Consider the following 19,284-nt stretch of genomic DNA (forward strand, 5'->3'; position numbering starts at 1 on the left):
AGCTATTTGAATTTTAATACTTTATTTATAGAATGAATCAGGGCTCTGTTTGCTAAATTATTACTGAATGTATAATTCGCAGTAGCTGTTACCGGACTGGCAGCAGCATCGTCTGTCGCATTCATAAGTGTAGGATCAGCACTTGGATAAGAGACAGTAACTAATCGGGATTCTCCATTACCTTTTTTAAGTAACGTAGGATAAGTTCCTGCCTTTTTTCCGTCTACTGCAAATGTTGTTTTAGCCACTATGCTGTACATAATAAAATCTACCACTGAAGCCTTTTCAGCCTCAGTTTGGGATGCCTGAGTAAATCTTGGCACACCGGTAGCCGGAGTACCGGGAAGGATACCTGCCCTCACGGCGTCTTCAATCGCTGCATTTGTCGGTATAAGAGCTGTATGAAAAACCCCATCGTCAACACCCGCAATTTTCTTTATTGAATTATCCCATACACTGGTTGGAGTATTTCTAAGATAATCCCAGAAGTGACTGAACTTATTCTTGATGTTTGGGTCTGAATGGGTACCTAATAACTCGATGCTCCTTCCTAAAGTAAAATCATCCTCCGCAATTTTTAAAGCGCCAGCTGCCTGATACGCAGTGCCGTTAACAGAATTTTTCTTGGCCGTTACCGTTACAAAACTTCCGTCGGCTACGTTTCCTGCGGCGAAAATCTTACCGTCTTTATATTTAACATATTCGCCATGAATAGTCTCGGCAATACCTTCTCCCGTAGCTACATTGTCGAATTCGCCATTTGGAGTAAGCAGTACATGCATTTGAACCATCCGGTTGACCCGGGTGGTAGCTATAGCTTGTAAATTTGGAGTAGTGGTATTAGGAGCTGTATATCCCCATGCCGGTTGGTCCGGATACCAGTCATAACCACTAGCTTTGAAAGCAGCATCGTTGGCTAAAATGACGGTTTGCTTTAAATTAACACTCATCAATGACGTTCTTGCATCTGTACCGTCAATAGCGCGGGTCATTAGCAAATAGTCCGGATTAAGATAAGCGTGCCTGTAAAGTGACCGGAAAATATCTGCCTGCTGTACAGCGTTGATACCATAAAAATTGGCATTACTCAACACTTTATTTTCAATAACATTTGATGCATTAAAAGTAGCGGCCTGGAACTGAAAATTAGGCTGATCTACTATTGATTCTGGCCATACAGTGCCGACCCACAGATGTGAGTTAATAAAATTTTCAAGAACGGAAGGAGGAGCAGCCTCAAAAGTCTTATAATATTCCAGCAGATCGTCCGTATACGCTTTTAGCTGTTGGTTGGTAGGGATTGCGACAGAAAATGATTGGTACTGACCTGTAATACCCGGGGATAAGAAGTTTTCATTATTAGGGGCGAAAGCCATCCCTGGATAAGTCTTTAAAAATACAGGCTCACTAGAGCCCGTTAGTACATTGTACCTGCGAGTTAACTCAGGGCTTTCAGTATAAAATGCAAGTTTATCTAACAGCGCCTTAAATTCGCTGTATTCTGGCTTGGAGGCTAGATATTGCTCCACATTAGGGAGAGGGGTAAGAACTTTATCCACTACGTGGATAATGCCATTTTCTGCAGGAATATCTGCCTCTAATACTGTGGCATCCGCCACATTAAAACCAGAGAATGGAACTCCGGGGTATAGCTTATTATAATCCCCTGGAGTCAATCCATTGTAATCCATAAATGAAGTAATAAAATAAGGTATATACTTATTATTATCAATTTTTGGATTATACACAAATGGTATAGATGCGGTACCATGAGGTTGTCCTGCAGCCATTACCTTTTTACCGTTTTCATCATAGACGAAATCATAATACGCTGTTTGACGCCTGTAAGCGATGTTTGCATATTCCGGCAATGGCGCTCCTCCTGTCTGTAGTGCAGTTAACTGACTTTTTCTATAAGGATTAAATACCAAACCGTATAACGCTAGCTTTCTGGCTTGATCTTTTGTTAAAACCTCAGGCCCCGAAATACCTTGTTCCTGAAAATACTTCTGGAACGCTGCATCGGTAGGTGCAAAAAGAGTCCAGGAACCGGCAGTTCCTAAAATATCTTTATAGCCAGCTTTCTCAATTACAGCCAGGAGGGTGTTGAAATTTCCTTTAGCCTGCAATTGCTGATAAATAGGAGGCGCCAAATCTGCAGGTCTTCCATAATACTCATCCCAGTCTTTTTTCTGGCAAGCAGAAAACAAGAGGACAAATGATAAAAAGCTTAATAGCCCTTGTATCGATCTCTTCATATATATATAATGTTAAGTATGTACTAGTGAATGATTCTTTATGAGTATGCGGAGACTACAAAACGAGTATTACGCTACACATAAGAAAAGAATGAGGAAGTAAAATTTTCACCATAGTCGAGCTTTAATAGTTATAAAAAGACGCCATCTGTTAGAAGGCTTAATTGGTTACAAGTACTAATTTATGGAGAGTATTTAGGCGTTGCAACCTGTAGTGTCCTGTTATATTAGCGACACAATAAAGAAGAAAAAGAATTGAGTACCTCTTTTTAATCCATATGGCAATTTTACAGAAGGGCGATTGAGAGTATCGCAATAAACTGTGGGTCCTTCTGAAAAAATAGAAAAAGAAAAAGTTTTTTGTTTTTAAAAAATATCAATCGCTGCGCATGGCAGCGATTGATATTTTAACATTATCCGGGTACTAATTACTATACCCGGGATTTTGATAGGTTTTCTTTTGATCTGCAGTAAGTGCCGATCCACCCGAAGTTGTCAATTCAATTTGCTGCTGCGGAATTGGGCGCAACTTGTGATGTGGTTGAATACCAGTAGCATCAGGATTGTACTTATAGGTGATACCATCCTTAACATAAGTTCCATTATTCTGATTCACTCTTTGATACAGGGTTTCAGTCCTCACTAAATCTTCCCAGCGATACAATTCGCCGCAAAGCTCTCGGGTTCTTTCGTTAAGCATAAAATGAATGAACCTTTCTTCGGTAGTTGTTACCGTAACTGGATACAATTCGCTCGGCGCGTTTGTAGTGAATAAGTCCATGGTTGCCTCAAAGGCAGGGTAAGTTCCTACTGCGTTGCTTGGGGTCCCTCCATCAAATTTCCAGGTCTGAGGATTTTTAAACTCGCCCGGTTTGTAGGCTGCACGCTCTCTTACTTTGTTAATATTGATCAAAGCATCGCCATAAAGACCTTTTCTTCCCTGAGCTTCTGCCAGAATCAGATATGTCTCGCCCAGGCGTGCATAAATTCCATTTCTCACTCCCGACTCTTCGTTAACAACCGCATTAACACGTACCGGAGAAAGGTGCTTTACCAGGGTAAGATATTTAGCCGCAGTGTATCCCCGTGTTGCTTCGGCAGTAGGCGAAGTTTTCACCCATCTCGCGAACGCCAAGAATCTGTACTTGGCGAGATCACTCGTCAAAATAGGATTAGTTCTGTCGTTCACGATAAAATAGGCCGCTGTGTCCCCAACTCCGAACTTAGTTTTACCTACCAGCGACATATCCCCATTTGGCACATTAGCGGCAGTAAATACATTACCGGTTATAGCAGTATTTGAATAATAAGCAGTTCTGAAGCTTTTGTAAAAACGGGAATCATTTTTTCTGTCGAATAGATCTATTGTATAATCAGATGGGCCCAACCTTCTAAATGGACGGCCGTTGAACTGATCCCGTACAAGACCCGGAATCTTATCGTCATATTGCATGATAAAATATTCATGAACACGATTACCGATATTAGTCCCCCCTTCGTTCTGCCCGTTTGCAACCGGATTATTGATAAACTGGGCCGCAAAAATGATTTCTTTACTAGAGTTAGACAGTTTGATTTTAGAGTAGTCTCCAACTGGTGCTGCTCCTTGTTCTCCGATGGCAGGCGTTATGGTGTTTGGATATCCGTTAGGATAAACTCCATTCCATAAATTCATGTAATCTGGTTCGAGGGTATACGGACCCGCAATGACCGCTTTTGCATGAAGAATTGTGCTGTCCATATCGGTAGGCTGGGTTCCGCGCTCGGCTTTCGCTTCTGCACTTGTTGCACTTCCACGGGTTAAATAGGCTTTTGCAAGAAAATGCTGAGCAGCGCCCTTTGTTGCACGCCCCAACAGCGTTGTATTTGGCGAAAGATTATCCTTGGCATAAATCAAATCAGCTATGATCGCTTTATATACGTCAGCAGTGCTTGCCCTCGGAAAATCTGTACGGACTTCATTGCTGGAATTCAGCACCAATGGCACCCCTCCGAATTGCTGAACGAGAGTAAAATAATAGAAGGCGCGTAAAAAGCGAAGCTCGCCAATCCTTTGTCTGCGCTTGTCATATGTACCCAGCAAGGTAGATGCAGGATCGTTAAATGCACCGATAAGATCAATACCTATATTACACCGGTTGATAGCGTTGTAATGGTTAATCCATAATCCATTTAAAAGTGCTTCGTTAGGATCTAAACGATTTGAATATTGCAGATAGTGGCTGTTGTTAAACTGGTCGCCCAGAATGAATTCATCATCTCCAAAATTAAAGAGAGCATAAGACTGTTCGCCATTAAATTTCCAGCGCAATGGCACATAAGCTGACTCGACGAGATCCTCCAGACCTACATCTGTTTTGTAATGATCGAAGGTCAGGGTACTCACCAACTCTTCTTCAACAAATTTCTTACATGAAACGCTACCTATAACCAGGAAAAAAGCTAGGGCGGCTGTATAATATCTTTTCATTGTCTTTATTTTTAATTAATTACAATCCCATTCTTACACCAAACACAAAACTTCTCGAACTAAAAGAGGTTGGTGATGGACTATTTGTACTATTCTGAGGCCAGGTAGAGTTATAGGGAACCGATTCAGGATCGTATCTCTTAAATTTACTGAACAGAAATGGATTGACCGCATTTACGGATACCGTTATATGATTAAGCTTTAATCTTTCAATAAAAGATGCCGGTACATGGTAAGCTAACATTATATTTCTAACACGTACAAAAGAACCATCTCTGAAACTGAGCGACTGCCAGTATGTGGGAATATCGCTTAACCTGCTGGGCTGCTGATATTCATTTGACGGATTGGTAGGTGTCCAGTAGTTAACCTTCGGACCCGGATAACGCCCCACTAAGCCTGGTCTGAAATCTCTTACCAAAGATCCCTGGCTTATATAAACGAAACTCGATAAATCGAAGCCCTTGTATGAAAATGTATTATTGATACTGCCGGTCCATTTTGGATTCGGGCTTCCCAGGTGTATCCGGTCAGCATCGGTAATATTTCCATCATTATTGATATCGGCAACTCTGATTCTTCCGGGCTTAAAGAGGTCGCTTGATTTGTTGGCCGGATTTTTCCAGAAGTGCTCTTTTAAGATTCCTCCCGAAAGAGTATCTGCATTTTGAAAAATACCTTCGCTTTTATAATCCCAGTATGTTCTTATAGGGCGTCCGTAGAACCACTGCTGCGCTATCTGGTCAGAGCCCCGTTCATTTAGCTCGGTGATCTCCTCTTTATTGGTAGCAAAAGTAAAATCAGATGCCCATCTAAATCCACCTTTTTTGCTTGATTTGTCGATGTTGATGGTAGATAATGCTATTTCCAATCCACGATTCCGAACGTTTCCGAGATTAACCAGTGCAAATTGGATTCCGCCCGCTGCAGGCAGCTCCTTACTCTGAATATTATTCGTATTCGATTCGTAAACGTCAATAGCTCCTGATATTTTGCCTTTCAAAAACCCGAAATCGACCCCAACATTTGATGTATTTGTTCTTTCCCAGGTAACATCCGAGCGTAACATCAAAGGCGTATATCCAATAGCTACATTATCGCCAAAGTTATAATAAGCTGGTCTGTCCAACACACCGGCTGTCCGGTAAGGATCTATACCGCTATTTCCTACCGCGCCAAACCCGATGCGAAGCTTTAATTGGTCGATAGCTTCGATGTCCTGAATGAACGATTCGCGGTCTAAGCGCCACGCCACAGAAGCCGATGGAAATAACTGGCTATTGTTTTCCGGTGAAAGTACCGATGCCGCGTCATGGCGTAACGCCGCACTTAGGATATATTTATTATCGTATGAGTAATTAATACGTCCAAGGTGTGAGGCCAGCTGGTCTTGTAAATAATTACCGCTTACATTAAATGTTCCGCTTGAATTATTCTGCAAAGCGTACCACTTCTGACTTTCGTAGGTTAAGCCTGTGGCTCCCGAATTCGATATCTCATCTCTGCGCTTACGTAATTCCTGAACTGCTGTAAAAGTCAGTTCATGCTTTTGGGCGAAAGTTGTCATATAATTCAGTTGATTTTGAAGCGTCCAAACGAAACCCAATCGCGTATCGTAGTTTGCATTTGCCGCGGCTCCACGTTGCACAGATGATAAGGCTCCTGTAAATCTGCCTCTTCGCTCGTTATTATAATCAGCACCGAAGGCTATTCTGTAACTCAGTCCCTTAACAATGGTTGCCTGTGCAAACACGTTTGCCAGCAAGCGGTTAACCCTGTATTCATCTATAATTGTATTCGGATCGTTCAGCGGATTAAACACCTGGTCATCCGATCCGGGGTTTAGAATGATCTTACCATCGCTATCATAAGGATGTGCAAGTGGAAATTGACCCAGGGCTGCACCATAAAGGTCGGTGCCATTGTTTCTAAGTGAATTAGAATAATTTACACTCATCCCAAAATTCAAGAACTCTTTAGGCCTGAAATTACTGTTATTCGACAGCGTGAACCGGGTAAAATCCTGGCTCTTGACAATTCCTGTCTGCTTAAAGAATCCGCCACCGAAAGAACTGCTAAACTTATCTGAGCCACCAGACACAGAAATGTTGTGATTCTGGGTAATTCCGGTTCTTAGTGCATCATTGCCCCAATCGTATGTAGTTATTTTGGATGGGTCATAAAGAGCGATCTCATTTAAAACCGGGTATCCTAAACCTGCCATAACATCCCGCTCTTCCTGGGTGGTAGGACGAGTTTTCGCAACAAACCTCTTTGGAGTACTTGTGATGTCCAGATCAATCCATTCGTAAGCATTCTTCACATTATCCCAAAGCATATTATCGTTGCTGGAGAAGATTGCATAGTCTGCAGCTGGATCCGGATAGTATCTCCGGCTATTACCGGGCGCAACATATTGTCCCGACACACCAGAGGCAGTTGTTCCGATGAAAGCATCGCGTCTGAACTGCGCGAATTCAGCCCCGTCATATACTTCTAATTCTCTGACGATATTATCGGTCGAAGTGTTTCCGCTGTAATCAATACTCAATTTCCCTGCCTTACCTCTTTTGGTAGTCACCTGAATTACGCCGTTTGCTCCTCTCGAACCATAGATCGCCGTAGCCGCTGCGTCTTTAAGGACATCAATTGACTCTATATCCAGCGGATTGATATCGTCGATACTATAATTAATTGGGATTCCATCCACTACATAGAGCGGATTATTTCCTGCGGTTAATGATCTGCTTCCTCTTAAGCGAATGGTGGATTCTGCTCCGGGTCTGAAATTGTTTGGAGTCGCAACCAACCCTGGAATTCGCCCCTGGAGAGCTTGAGTTACGTTTGTAACCGGTACTTCGCGCAAATTCTGCATATCCACAGATGCAATTGCCTGGGAAACATCTCCCCGTCTCTGAGTACCGTATCCAACCACAACCACTTCCTGCAGGGTTTTAACATCCTCAACTAGTTGCACATTAATAGAAGTCCGGCCATTAACCGCTATTTCCTGTGTGGTAAATCCCAGATAGGAAAAAACTAATATCGGATTAGAGGTTCCATCGGGGATGGTGATCGAATAATTTCCGGTGACATTAGTTGCCGAGCCCGCAGTTGAGCCTTTCAGCTTAACGGTAACTCCGATTAATGGTTCGCCCGAAGGATCTGTAACTCGTCCGGTTACCACCACATCGGCCCTTTCCTGACCCATTGCCGGTGTTTCATCACCAGCGGTAGCAACGGACGATTTCAATGGGCTTAACACGATTTGCCGGTTCACCACTTCGTAGCTGATGCCGCGACTCTGCAATAAATCGTTTAATAATACTGAAAGTTTCTGCTTATCTGCCGATACAGACACCATTTGATCGGCGTTGATTCTGTCTTTACTATAGACAAATTTTACCTGTGCAGCTTTCTCTATTTTCCGCAACACTTGGTTTAATGTAGTTGTTGTTTGACCGAGGTCCACCGGATTGTTTAAAATCCCCTGCGCACTAGTTTCGCCAGCATATGAAACTCCTGTTAAGACAAAAAATATAATTAACTGGCTTAAGGTAATTCTCATAATATAACGCAAGTCATTAGAGAGTTGTAAATAAAAATTCATACTTTTATTTGTTTTATTTCCAAAAAATGAGACAATAAAAACCCCTTGCATTCTAAATGCACTATTTGCCGATAGTTGAGGTTTTGGGTTAAGAAGTGCCACAAACACTTCTTAGCTTTTTTAAAGATGTATACTATTCGTTTCTTTTCATTCAGTCGGTCGTTAGGTTTGATTGGTTATTAAATTCAGGTTTTTCATACAGTCTAATTTCGTTGTCTTCCTGTATGTGGTAAGCAATATTCAATGACTTGGAGAGCAGTTCCATTATATTAGGAAGATTTACATCCGTAAAATCAGCTCTTAAAGTATAATGGCCGATCTTCCCGCCGGCAATCGTAATTCGGCAATCAAAAGCCCTATTTAAGGTTCGAACTACGTTACTTACAGGTACATTATCAAACGACAAGGTATTTTTCTTCCACATGTTGAGAGCAGGCTCTCGTGCCATATCAACTTTGAGCAGCTGATCTTGACTTTTCACGTAAGTAACTTTCTGCTCGGGAAGAAGAAAAACACTTTTTATTTTCTTTTTGCTTGATGCAGGGGTATAAACTAAAACTTTCCCACTAACAACAGATACTTCTGTGGTATTGTTCGTTTCTAAAGCCTTAACATTAAAACTTGTCCCTATCACCCTGGTGATCACTCCGCCACTGTGAATCAAAAATGGATGGGCACTATCTTTCTCAACCTCGAAAAACGCTTCTCCACGTAATGTAACCTCTCTCTTTATAAAGGCTCTGTTATAGCTCAATGTTGCTCCTGGCTTTAACCAAACTGAGCTATTGTCTGGCAACACGTGTTTATTAAGCAGATTTGTCCGATTGACAAAGTTTACAAGTGCTGTTTCATGCTTCGATTTAGCCGGAACCGATACTTCCGTATTTCCCTGGCTAAAAAATTGCAACACGATCAAACACGCGGCGGCAATGCTCGCCGCGGCATAACCGTAAAGCCGGCGAAAGGATCTGGTGTGTTTAGCGGCGCTGCTTTCAGTTGTATAAGCCGTCTCACGGATCCTGGCAAGCATTTTCATTCTCAATCTCTCCCTCTGCTCGTCGTTCAGCATAGAAACCGGATCGCTATCCCGTGAAAACGAGCTATACCATTCCAGTAACTGAGCCTCTTCCTCAGCCGAGCAAGCGCCATTCAGATACTTATCAATTAATTGCGATGGAACAGGTTCTTTCATCAAGTTGACCAGGAAAATAATAATCGGTTTAAGTGTAAGTTCGGTAAGTGCCTTACATCCCCTACTCGAGCATGAATTTTTTTTAGAAAAAATGATTTACCAGCGGGACCAGTACAATCGTTATGAAATGCCGCACACTTAAGCGCAACACTTTAAGAGCTTTGGTAATATGATTTTCAACCGTTTTCTCGGATATCTGCAGAATATGAGCAATTTCTTTATTGCTTTTAAATTGCTGGCGGCTAAGTTGGTATACTCCGCGGCATTTTGGCGGCAGCAAGTCCACCTCCTTCTCAACAGTTCGTATTAAGTCTTTATACGTTATTTCTTCTTCAGTGGAGCTGTCATAGACTTCCGCAGGCACAAGTTCCTGGTACTTTTTATGGGAATACTCCTTTTGAAAAAACTTAAAAACCAGGTTTCTTACTGCGCGATGCATGTAATTATTAAAGGAAGAATGGATAACCAGAGTTTCGCGATTAATCCATAAACTGGTAAAGAAATCCTGCACAATTTCCTCGGCCACTTCAGCTTTTGACACCCGCTTGAAGGCACTTGAATACAACCTGGACCAATAGCGGTTATACAGCTCTTCGAAGGGCGCCACCTGTCCGCTCCTTAATAGCTCAAGGAGTTCTTCGTCGCTAAGATCTTTTAAAATACTATGCAGACTCACAGGATAATTGGTTTATACAGGCTTACTGAACCTTGTAATATGTTTGATATATAAACGTAGCATTTATTTCGATAAATGCCAACCCGCACTATCCTGAAACTGCTATTTCAATAAGAAAACAGTCATAGATCTGGGGCCGTGAGCGCCAAGAACCAGCGATTGCTCAATATCGGCAGTCTTTGAGGGGCCAGCAATAAAAGCTGCATAACCATAATCTCTGTCGCCTATCACTTCGTATGCCTGATGCATAGTCGGCACCAGGGAAGATTTGGAGATCACCAGCGCGAGGTGCTGGGTTATAAATGGCAAAACCCGCTGCATGGCATTCGACTCAGGAACCCAGGCCGCCGCATTCTCTGCTATGCCGATTTCGGCCTTTAAAATGGCCAGACCTACGTTCTCAAGCGAATGAGGATCAAACTGCGCGATATCTGTCTCTGCAATATCCTGCATTTCAGGCAATGAAGATATAATTCTTGATGATGAGTTAAATTGTGCCGATACGATAGCTTTAATCTCTTCCAGGTCGCTTATTTCATAAACCTTACTTCCAATCGCAGTGGCAACCGTGGTAAATCTTTCTGCCAGACCTTCCGCAGATTGGGGAATGGTAACCTTCGGAAGTTCTGTTAACTGAGGCTGGCTGGCTTTCACCGCCGCTAATATCTTATCTCTGCTAGACATGCTCGATCTGCGTATATTCTACTTCTTATTTTTTTCGCGCTTGGCGTACCACTCTCTAAACGACTCTTTAGGCGGAGCAGGCATTTCACGCTCTTTGTACCATGGATTAAGCTTGTTATTGACCATAAATGGAAAATACTTCATAAACCATCTACCCGACTTACCCGCGATATTGAAAAACGCAGGGAATGAAAACATCCAGGCCATACCCCGCATACCTGCGGCTTTAACCGGACTTACATGCCCTTCTTTAACTAAAACCTGGCGCCACTTGTAAAGCTGGTCGTGGATGTCAATTTTAACCGGACAAACATTTGAGCAAGAACCACAAAGTGTTGATGCAAACGGCAGATCCGCGTGTTTCTTCATATCAAGGTTCGGAGCCAGGATGGAGCCAATTGGGCCGGAAATAGCATATTGATAGCTATGCCCTCCGCTTCGGCGGTATACCGGACAAGTATTCATGCAGGCGCCACAGCGAATACATTTCAATGAGTTTCTAAAATCTTCCCTGCCCAACTGCCTGCTTCTGCCATTGTCTACCAGAACAATATGCATTTCCTGGCCTGGTCGCGGCTTTTTAAAATGGCTCGAATAGGTGGTAATAGGCTGACCGGTCGCACTTCTGGTTAATAACCTCAGAAAAAAGCCTAAATGTTTCCTTTCCGGAATGAGCTTTTCGATTCCCATCGAGGCTATATGTACGTCGGCAAGATGCACACCCATATCTGCGTTTCCTTCGTTTGTACAAACCACTATTTCACCGGTTTCTGCTACTGCGAAATTTACTCCGGTCAAGGCCGCCCTTCGGGTAAGGAAAGCGCTTCTAAGATCCTGTCTTGCTGCCTCGGTTAACACCTGAGGGTCGGCTTCTCCTGCTGCCGTACCCAAATGAATATGAAAAAGGTCGCCAATTTCTTCTTTCTTCTTATGAATACAGGGAAGTACTATGTGGCTCGGCGGTTCGTCGGCAAGCTGCACAATTCGTTCTCCAAGGTCAGTATCCACTACTTCAATACCATTTTCTGCCAGATAGTCGTTCAAATGGCATTCCTCGGTTAACATCGACTTACTTTTAACCATCCGGTTCACCGCATGCTTCTTTAAAATCGAATGCACAATTTCATTGTGTTCTTTTGCATCGGCCGCCCAGTGCACTTGTACACCATTAGCTATGGCATTTGCTTCAAACTGCTCCAGATAGCTGCTCAGATTCGATAGCACATTATGCTTGATCTGCGATGCGGTTTCTCTAAGTAGCTCCCATTCGGGGATAGTGTTTACAGCTCTGTCGCGTTTGGTTCGAACAAACCAGAGCGTTTCATCGTGCCAGTTAACCCGGGGTTCATCCTGGTTAAATATATCTGATAGTGCCGCGTGGTCTTGAAGTGTTTCTTTCATAAAATATTCCTCGCATCGCGAAGATGTTAAGATGCTATTCTGCGTTTAGGATCTCGGCAATATGAATTACTTTGACGTTACTTTTCTGTCTCTTTAAAATGCCTTCCATATGCATCAGGCAAGACAAATCAGCTCCCGTGATATATTCTGCTCCGTTATTAACATGGTCGGCTACACGATCTTTCCCCATTTTTGAGGATACCGCTTCTTCAGCAACGCAGAAGGTCCCGCCAAATCCGCAGCACTCGTCTACACGGGTAAGGTTAATAAGCTCCAAACCATCAACCATGTTCAATAAGGCTTCCGGCTTTGAAAATTCTGGTGCGACCAGCTCGCTCATTTGCGAAAGCTTCAAGCCCCGCAAACCGTGGCAGCTTTGATGTATTCCCACTTTATGTGGAAACTTAGCCTTCAGTTCCTTAACCTCAAGAACGTCTGTCAGAAACTCAACTAATTCGTAAACCCTTGTACGTATCTCTTTAGCCTTTTCGGGATGTTTGGCAGAATGCAAATGATCTTTAACATGCAATACACAACTTCCTGAAGGACAAACGATGTAATCGAACTCCGCGAAATTCTCGACGAAAAGCTCATCGCAATCTCCTGTTAAATGCGAAAAACCTGAATTGGCCATCGGCTGGCCGCAACAGGTTTGTTTTTTTGGAAACACCACATCTACTCCAAACTTCTCCAATAACTGGAGTGTAGCGATTGCTGCATTCGGATAAAATTGATCTACATAACAGGGTATAAATAACCCAACTCTCATATCTCTATTTCCTGTGAAGCTGAAAAAAATTTTAAATCGATAATATTTGTTGGCAATGATTGACTATTCCAATGCTTGTGTATGGCAAGGGCCGCTCCGATTGAAGTCGCCTGCGCTACCGATGCTGCAAAAACCTCCAAATCTGGAAAGGCAGATGCCAGCAGCTGCATGTAAATGGAATTATTACTAAAGCCTCCGTCGACAAAAATACGTTTAACTGCCGTATTCTTCACTACCATATTTGTGGAAATTGCCTGAAGATTTACCAGATCTACCATTAATTGATGATAGGCCTCGTCTGCACTGGCAAAAGCAGAAAGCTCTCTCTTTTCGAAGCCCGAGCTAGCCAGATTATCCCAGTCCGCTGCAGCGCCTGCCACCTTTGCGTTCCCCTGAAGTTTTGCAAGAGTGGTTGAATTGAACTTCACAGATTTATAAAAATCTTTGGCTTTGTTAAAATGCTCTGAAATCCTTTTCGATTGTTGCTCATGCTCATTACCCGCAAACAAACGCGAAGCTTTAACAGGCTTCCCTTTATAGCTGATATAACACAAACAATCGCTTTTCAGCTCATCGCTGGTAAGCGGCGATTCATTGAACGGATTAAGAGAAACACACCATGTACCCGTCGAAATAAGAACAAAAGGCTCGTGAAAGCTAGTGAAAAATGGAATCAAAGCAGCTGAACTATCATGCAGTCCGATACCTACGGCGAAAGGCTTGTTTTCAATGCGCGCTTCAACAGCAGAATCTGAGGGATGAAGCGGGGCAAGCTTTTCAGCTATTGCTTCATCTTTAACCCATTGATGATAGTCATTGCGTGTAAAATCCCAAAGATTGGTATGGCATCCCACACTGGTTATATCACTAAAATACTTTCCGGTTATTAAAAAGCTTAGATATTGAGGCAGGTGGAGTGAGTACTTTATTTTATTGAATACTTCCGGCTGCTTGTACTTTAATCTGTAAAGCTGCATGCCAGAATTTAAATTCCCAAGTACCGGCGAAGCGGTTTCTGTAGAAACTTTCAATTCGCCGCCATACTGACTGTAAAATTTATCTTTCAAGTCTTCCGGAAATGCCTTCAGGTAGTTATACAGATGACCAATGGGGTTCCCGTTTTCATCAAGATGAACGAAGCTGGCACCATATGCAGAGAAGTTAATTGCTTTAATCTCGAACTTTTGTAAATGCATTACCTCGGCTAATGTTTCCTTCATCCAGGAAATTAAATTAGGAAGGTTTTCACAGGGATCTCCGTCCTCATCTTCGGTTTCGTCAAAGCGGGTTGTCCGTTCAAGAACGATCTTATACTGTTCATCGAAAAAGAAAATCTTTTTATTGGTTTTCCCTACATCAAATACGGCTATAACTGGAATTTTACTCATTGTTTAATTAGATATGAGATGGGAGATATGAGATATGAGACCAAGCAATCCCTTATCCTATTCCATAAAAATTAGATGCATTTAATGAGATATGAAAATTCAATAGCGATGGTTCCCCATCTCAAATCCAAATTCTCATATCTCATATCTCATCCTACAATCCCGTTGCTACGGTTTTCTGACCTCTGCCTGCCACCAGGCTCTCTCTTACTTTTAAATCACGGTACAGCTGAACCGGGTTAAGAGCAGCGTTAGAACGCAATCTGGCTTCGGCAACAATTGCCCGCACATCTGTACGGAATGCATGCTGAAGGATCTCCTGGCAACGAACCACGTCGTTTTCCAAACGGGCCTGCTCTAATGCTTTTTTATCAACTAAAAGCGCCTGAGTGTAAGCCATCATGATGGCTTCAACCGACTGCAATAAATCTTCAAGAGGATCTTTGATGTTGTGAGAAGCATCAATCATCCAGCCTAAGCCGGTAGCGTGATCCATCCCTTTAGCATCCATACCTTCTACCAGTTCGTTGAAAATCAAAAACAGCTGGTAAGGTTTGATACTTCCTGTGGTTAAATCGTCGTCGCCATATTTAGAATCATTAAAATGGAAACCACCCAATTTTCCTTCGTTTAACAGAAGCGCTACAATCTGCTCTATATTGGCATTTGGCAAGTGGTGTCCAAGATCAACCAACGTATACGCCTTAGAACCTAATTTATTTGCGTAAAGGAGTGACTGACCCCAATCGCCTACCGACATAGAATAGAAGTTAGGCTCAAATGCTTTATACTCCACGAATACTTTCCAGTTATCCGGAAGCGCTGCATAAATCTCCTGCAAACTCTCAAGGGTATTGTTGAATGCATTGCGGAAGTTTAATTGGCCGGGAAAGCTTGATCCGTCAGCCAACCATACGGTTAGCGAGTCTGAACCTAATTCAACCCCATGACGGATTACCTCAATATTATGTTCGATAGCCTGTTTACGTACTGCTTTATCAACATGCTGCAAAGAACCAAATTTATAGCTATGCTGCTGATTTGGCTGATCCTGGAAAGTATTAGAGTTAACAGCATCAAACTTCAATCCGTATTGGGCAGCAAGTGCTTTTACAGACGCAGCATTCTCCGGAATATCCCAGGGAATATGCAATGATATTGCTCCGCTGGACTGGTTTAACTGGTGCAACAAGCCGATATCTTCCATTTTTTCCTCCAGGTTGCGTGGCTCACCGCCGCCAGAGAAGCGTCCGAAACGTGTACCCCCTGTTCCAAGAGCCCAGCTAGGGATCGCAATCTGGAACTTGATAAGTTTCTGGATAATCTCTTCTACCCCTTGTACGTCCTGAGCAAGGAATTCAAATTTTCTTTTATGTTGCTGAGCAAGCTTATCGTTATGCTCGTCGATCTGATATTTTTCGAGTCTCATGTGGTTTATTTCTTGTAGCCCGGATATCTAAAAAAGGGCAATTTAGTTTATTAACGAACTAAAAATATGATAAAGATCAGCAAGATATTAATCTTGCTGATCTTGTTTGGTCTATCTTACAAATCCCATCGCAACACCCCCGTCAACGTTCAAAACGTTTCCGGTAGACTTGTTCAATAAGCCTCCCGCGAAAGCGAAACAAGCATTTGCAATATCGTCTGGTAAAATTATCTCATTTAAAAGGGTACGCTTAGCGTAGTAAGCAGGTAGCTCAGCAACGGTAATTCCGTAAGCCTTCGCACGGCCTTCTGCCCATCCGCCAGCCCAGATATTACTGTCAGAAATAACAGCATCAGGGTTTACTACGTTTACACGGATCTTATCTGCACCCAGTTCTGCTGCATTTAATCGGCTTAAGTGAAGCTGTGCAGCTTTAGCGCTACCGTAGCCTGCATTGTTCGGACCGCTAACTAAAGCATTTTTGCTCACGATATTGATAACATCGCCGCCAATACCCTGCTTTTGCATAGTTGCTACGGCAGCCTGAGTAACAAAGAACTGGCCTTTAACCAATACGTCGTACAATAGATCCCAATCCTTTTCAGTATGATCTGCGATGGATTTAGAAATAGACAAACCGGCGTTATTCACAACGATATCAATACCACCGAAAGCTAATGCCGCTTTTTCAAGCGCTTCCTGAATCTGAGCACTGTTTGTAACGTCTAAAGCAGCAGTAGCATAAGAATCTTTTCCATACTGATTTTTGAACTCTTCGCCAGCACTCTCTAAGCGCTCCACATTCATGTCGTTCAAAATAACTACAGCACCTTCATCAACAAATTTTTTCGCGATAGCTTTACCAATACCACCTGCACTACCTGTAATCAAAGCGATTTTACCAGATAGAGCTTTTGGCTTAGGCATACGTTGAAGTTTTGCTTCTTCCAATAACCAGTATTCGATATTGAATGCTTCCTGACGAGGCAATGAAGTGTACTCAGAAATCGCTTCCGCACCTTTCATTACATTGATAGCATTGGTATAGAATTCTGCCGCTACACGTGCTGTTTGCTTGTCTTTCGAAAAGGCGAACATACCCACACCAGGGTAAAGAATAATAACCGGGTTAGCATCACGGATTGCAGGACTGTTCGAATGCTTGCAAGTTTCGTAGTACTCGCTGTACATTTTGCGGTATGCCTCAAAAGCCGGTGCAAGCTTCTCTTTTAAAGAAGCAACATCCGAAAGGTCTGCATCAGGAGTTAGTTCTAAAACAAGCGGGCTGATTTTGGTACGTAAAAAGTGATCCGGGCAGCTTGTTCCAAGTGGAGCCAAACGGTCTAAATCGTTCGAGTTGATAAACTCAAGAACACGGGGATCATCGGTAAAATGACCAATCATATGTCTTTCGCTCGAGCAGAAACCACGTAGTACAGGCGCTATGGCAGCAGCTTGTTTCTTACGTCCCTGCTCATCAAGGCTTTGGATCTTCTGGCCACCGAATACAGGGCCTTTTTTTCCGTAGCTTTCCTCAAGATATTCTGCACAACGCTCAATTACTTCCAGCGTGTTCATGTAGCTTTCGTATGCTGTATCACCCCAGGTAAACAAACCGTGAGAACCTAACATGATACCGCGAATTCCAGGATTTTCGTCAAGACACGCCTTTAATTGCAAGCCCAGGTCAAAACCTGGCTTTTGCCATTCAACCCATCCGATAGTACCACCAAATAATTCTTCGGTGATTTTCTTACCATCTTTCGCTGCGGCAATAGCAATCGCTGCATCAGGATGTAAGTGATCAATGTGTTTGAAAGGTAGGAAACCATGTAAAGGGGTATCGATTGAAGGCGCTTTTGAAGCCAGGTCGTAAATACAATGGTTGAACAATTCAACCATCTCATCTTCATGCTCTATACCGCGATATACATTTTTAAGGCTTCTTAAACGATCAACATATAGCGCTGCAAGTCCGCTGCGCTTTAAAGTACCGATATCTCCACCAGAACCTTTAATCCACATTACTTCAGTCTCTTCTCCCGTTAAAGGATCTTTAGCCATTGCTTTGCAGGAAGTATTTCCACCACCGTAATTAGTGAGACGCAGATCCGCTCCCAATAAATTCGAACGATATATTAATAAACCGACTTCATCACCCGCAAGTTCCGCGGCTTTAGCGTCATCCCACAGGTAGCTAACGTGTTTAAAACGTGTTGTTTCGACAGACATATATTATAATTATTGTTGTTTACTACTTTAATGAATTTCCGTATCCTACAATCAGAACGGAAAGTATAATAATTGCAATTCCGGCAACCACGGTACCATATGTTTTTTTGCTAACTAAAGTCCACTCTTTCAATATCAAGCCCCATGCGTTTGCGATCAGGATGATAAAAGCCATGTGCAAAATCCATGAACTCGGACCATTTCCCAGCTTGCTCTCACCCATTCCATAGAAAAAGAATTGCAAGAACCAGGTTGTACCTGCAAGAGCAGAGAAAATATAGTTTTTCAGTAATGGTGTTTTACTATTACCATAATCGTTGAAAGTTTTATTACGTGCATTTAAGATCATGCACCAGATAAGGTTAGTGGTTAATCCTCCCCACAAAATAACCACATAGGTAACGTTGTTTGAAAATAAGAAATTTCCCTCGCCCGGATTGGCAGCTTGCCATGCCTGATTAGCCATCTCGGCCATAGGCTTTCCAGCTTCCAGGGCAAAGTTGAAACATGCACTTAACACGCCGGAAACGATAGAAACAAATAAACCTAATCCGATTTTAAATTCAACACTGGTATCAACTATCCCTTTTTCAGAAAGCTCTTTCTCTTTCATGGTACCGGCTTTACCGCATACAATAATTCCGATTACACAAACCAGGATACCCAATAAAACCATTTGACCCCAGTTCTGCGAAAGCAGATCGGTGAATGTATCTTTTCCCTCAGAAGGATATAGATCATAATATATTGAAGGGATAAGCGCGCCAAATACCGAACACAATCCTAATATGATTGAACTTCCTAAGGCAACACCTAAATAACGCACTCCTAAACCGTAAGTCAAACCACCTATACCCCATAGCAATCCAAAAAAATAGGTTAGGCCTAAAATACCGCCGTCAGTGCTTTTTATAATATCAACGTAGCCTGGTATAGTTAACCATGCAGCTAAAGGTGGAACAATTAACCAGGAGAATATCCCACCAACTATCCAATAACTTTCCCAGGCCCAACCCTTTACCTTTTTATAAGGAATGTAGAAACTACCCGAGGCGAATCCGCCGATAAAATGAAAAATAACTCCTAATACTGCTTGCATCTATAAAGGTTTAAATTGTTTATTTAATAGGCGTTAAAAATAGAAAAGACAGGCATTAAATCTGTCATGCACTGTC

The 19,284-nt window shown here is 42.6% G+C and carries 12 protein-coding genes; all 12 read right to left on the reverse strand.

What is annotated here, in order from left to right:
• Positions 1 to 2: 2 nt before the first annotated feature.
• The 12 genes from J3P43_RS00640 to rhaT all read right to left on the reverse strand — a co-directional run bounded on the left by J3P43_RS00640 (position 3) and on the right by rhaT (position 19,208).
• Positions 3 to 2,258: a fasciclin domain-containing protein gene (locus J3P43_RS00640; protein WP_255897830.1), complete on the reverse strand. Its 2,256-nt coding sequence runs from the start codon at positions 2,256 to 2,258 to the stop codon at positions 3 to 5.
• 424 nt (positions 2,259 to 2,682) lie between these two features.
• Entirely contained in the window at positions 2,683 to 4,728 is a 2,046-nt protein-coding gene (locus J3P43_RS00645; RefSeq protein ID WP_255897833.1) for a RagB/SusD family nutrient uptake outer membrane protein, read from the reverse strand.
• A gap of 19 nt (positions 4,729 to 4,747) precedes the next feature.
• Positions 4,748 to 8,338, reverse strand: coding sequence for a TonB-dependent receptor (locus J3P43_RS00650; RefSeq protein WP_255897836.1), 3,591 nt, complete (start codon positions 8,336 to 8,338; stop codon positions 4,748 to 4,750).
• A gap of 151 nt (positions 8,339 to 8,489) precedes the next feature.
• Positions 8,490 to 9,530, reverse strand: coding sequence for a FecR family protein (locus tag J3P43_RS00655; protein WP_255897838.1), 1,041 nt, complete (start codon positions 9,528 to 9,530; stop codon positions 8,490 to 8,492).
• An 82-nt stretch (positions 9,531 to 9,612) separates the two neighbouring features.
• Complete coding sequence (locus tag J3P43_RS00660; RefSeq protein ID WP_255897840.1) at positions 9,613 to 10,206, reverse strand: RNA polymerase sigma-70 factor; 594 nt, start codon at positions 10,204 to 10,206, stop codon at positions 9,613 to 9,615.
• A gap of 102 nt (positions 10,207 to 10,308) precedes the next feature.
• Positions 10,309 to 10,890 (reverse strand): LutC/YkgG family protein, encoded by a 582-nt coding sequence (locus J3P43_RS00665; protein ID WP_255897842.1) that lies wholly within the window; start codon positions 10,888 to 10,890, stop codon positions 10,309 to 10,311.
• An 18-nt stretch (positions 10,891 to 10,908) separates the two neighbouring features.
• On the reverse strand, positions 10,909 to 12,291 hold the full coding sequence (locus J3P43_RS00670) for a lactate utilization protein B (protein ID WP_255897844.1): 1,383 nt from the start codon (positions 12,289 to 12,291) through the stop codon (positions 10,909 to 10,911).
• A 34-nt stretch (positions 12,292 to 12,325) separates the two neighbouring features.
• Complete coding sequence (locus J3P43_RS00675) at positions 12,326 to 13,060, reverse strand: (Fe-S)-binding protein (RefSeq protein WP_255897846.1); 735 nt, start codon at positions 13,058 to 13,060, stop codon at positions 12,326 to 12,328.
• Entirely contained in the window at positions 13,057 to 14,448 is a 1,392-nt protein-coding gene (locus J3P43_RS00680) for an FGGY-family carbohydrate kinase (RefSeq protein WP_255897848.1), read from the reverse strand. Before J3P43_RS00680 ends, J3P43_RS00675 begins: the two co-directional genes overlap by 4 nt.
• A gap of 154 nt (positions 14,449 to 14,602) precedes the next feature.
• On the reverse strand, positions 14,603 to 15,877 hold the full coding sequence (locus J3P43_RS00685; protein WP_255897850.1) for a sugar isomerase: 1,275 nt from the start codon (positions 15,875 to 15,877) through the stop codon (positions 14,603 to 14,605).
• A 111-nt stretch (positions 15,878 to 15,988) separates the two neighbouring features.
• Complete coding sequence (locus J3P43_RS00690) at positions 15,989 to 18,109, reverse strand: bifunctional aldolase/short-chain dehydrogenase (RefSeq protein ID WP_255897852.1); 2,121 nt, start codon at positions 18,107 to 18,109, stop codon at positions 15,989 to 15,991.
• 22 nt (positions 18,110 to 18,131) lie between these two features.
• Positions 18,132 to 19,208, reverse strand: a complete 1,077-nt coding sequence (gene rhaT / locus J3P43_RS00695; RefSeq protein WP_255897854.1) for an L-rhamnose/proton symporter RhaT — start codon at positions 19,206 to 19,208, stop codon at positions 18,132 to 18,134.
• Positions 19,209 to 19,284 lie beyond the last annotated feature (76 nt).

The organism is Paradesertivirga mongoliensis (genome assembly GCF_024436395.1).
GTDB classification, from domain to species: Bacteria; Bacteroidota; Bacteroidia; order Sphingobacteriales; family Sphingobacteriaceae; genus Paradesertivirga; species Paradesertivirga mongoliensis.

Excerpts from the sequence above, each read along its gene's own strand:
- J3P43_RS00690 (WP_255897852.1), bottom strand. The coding sequence starts at position 18,109 with ATGTCTGTCGAAACAACACGTTTTAAACACGTTAGCTACCTGTGGGAT.
- J3P43_RS00645 (WP_255897833.1), bottom strand. The coding sequence starts at position 4,728 with ATGAAAAGATATTATACAGCCGCCCTAGCTTTTTTCCTGGTTATAGGT.
- J3P43_RS00640 (WP_255897830.1), bottom strand. The coding sequence starts at position 2,258 with ATGAAGAGATCGATACAAGGGCTATTAAGCTTTTTATCATTTGTCCTC.
- J3P43_RS00665 (WP_255897842.1), bottom strand. The coding sequence starts at position 10,890 with ATGTCTAGCAGAGATAAGATATTAGCGGCGGTGAAAGCCAGCCAGCCT.
- J3P43_RS00670 (WP_255897844.1), bottom strand. The coding sequence starts at position 12,291 with ATGAAAGAAACACTTCAAGACCACGCGGCACTATCAGATATATTTAAC.
- J3P43_RS00655 (WP_255897838.1), bottom strand. The coding sequence starts at position 9,530 with ATGAAAGAACCTGTTCCATCGCAATTAATTGATAAGTATCTGAATGGC.
- J3P43_RS00650 (WP_255897836.1), bottom strand. The coding sequence starts at position 8,338 with ATGAATTTTTATTTACAACTCTCTAATGACTTGCGTTATATTATGAGA.
- J3P43_RS00675 (WP_255897846.1), bottom strand. The coding sequence starts at position 13,060 with ATGAGAGTTGGGTTATTTATACCCTGTTATGTAGATCAATTTTATCCG.
- J3P43_RS00685 (WP_255897850.1), bottom strand. The coding sequence starts at position 15,877 with ATGAGACTCGAAAAATATCAGATCGACGAGCATAACGATAAGCTTGCT.
- rhaT (WP_255897854.1), bottom strand. The coding sequence starts at position 19,208 with ATGCAAGCAGTATTAGGAGTTATTTTTCATTTTATCGGCGGATTCGCC.
- J3P43_RS00680 (WP_255897848.1), bottom strand. The coding sequence starts at position 14,448 with ATGAGTAAAATTCCAGTTATAGCCGTATTTGATGTAGGGAAAACCAAT.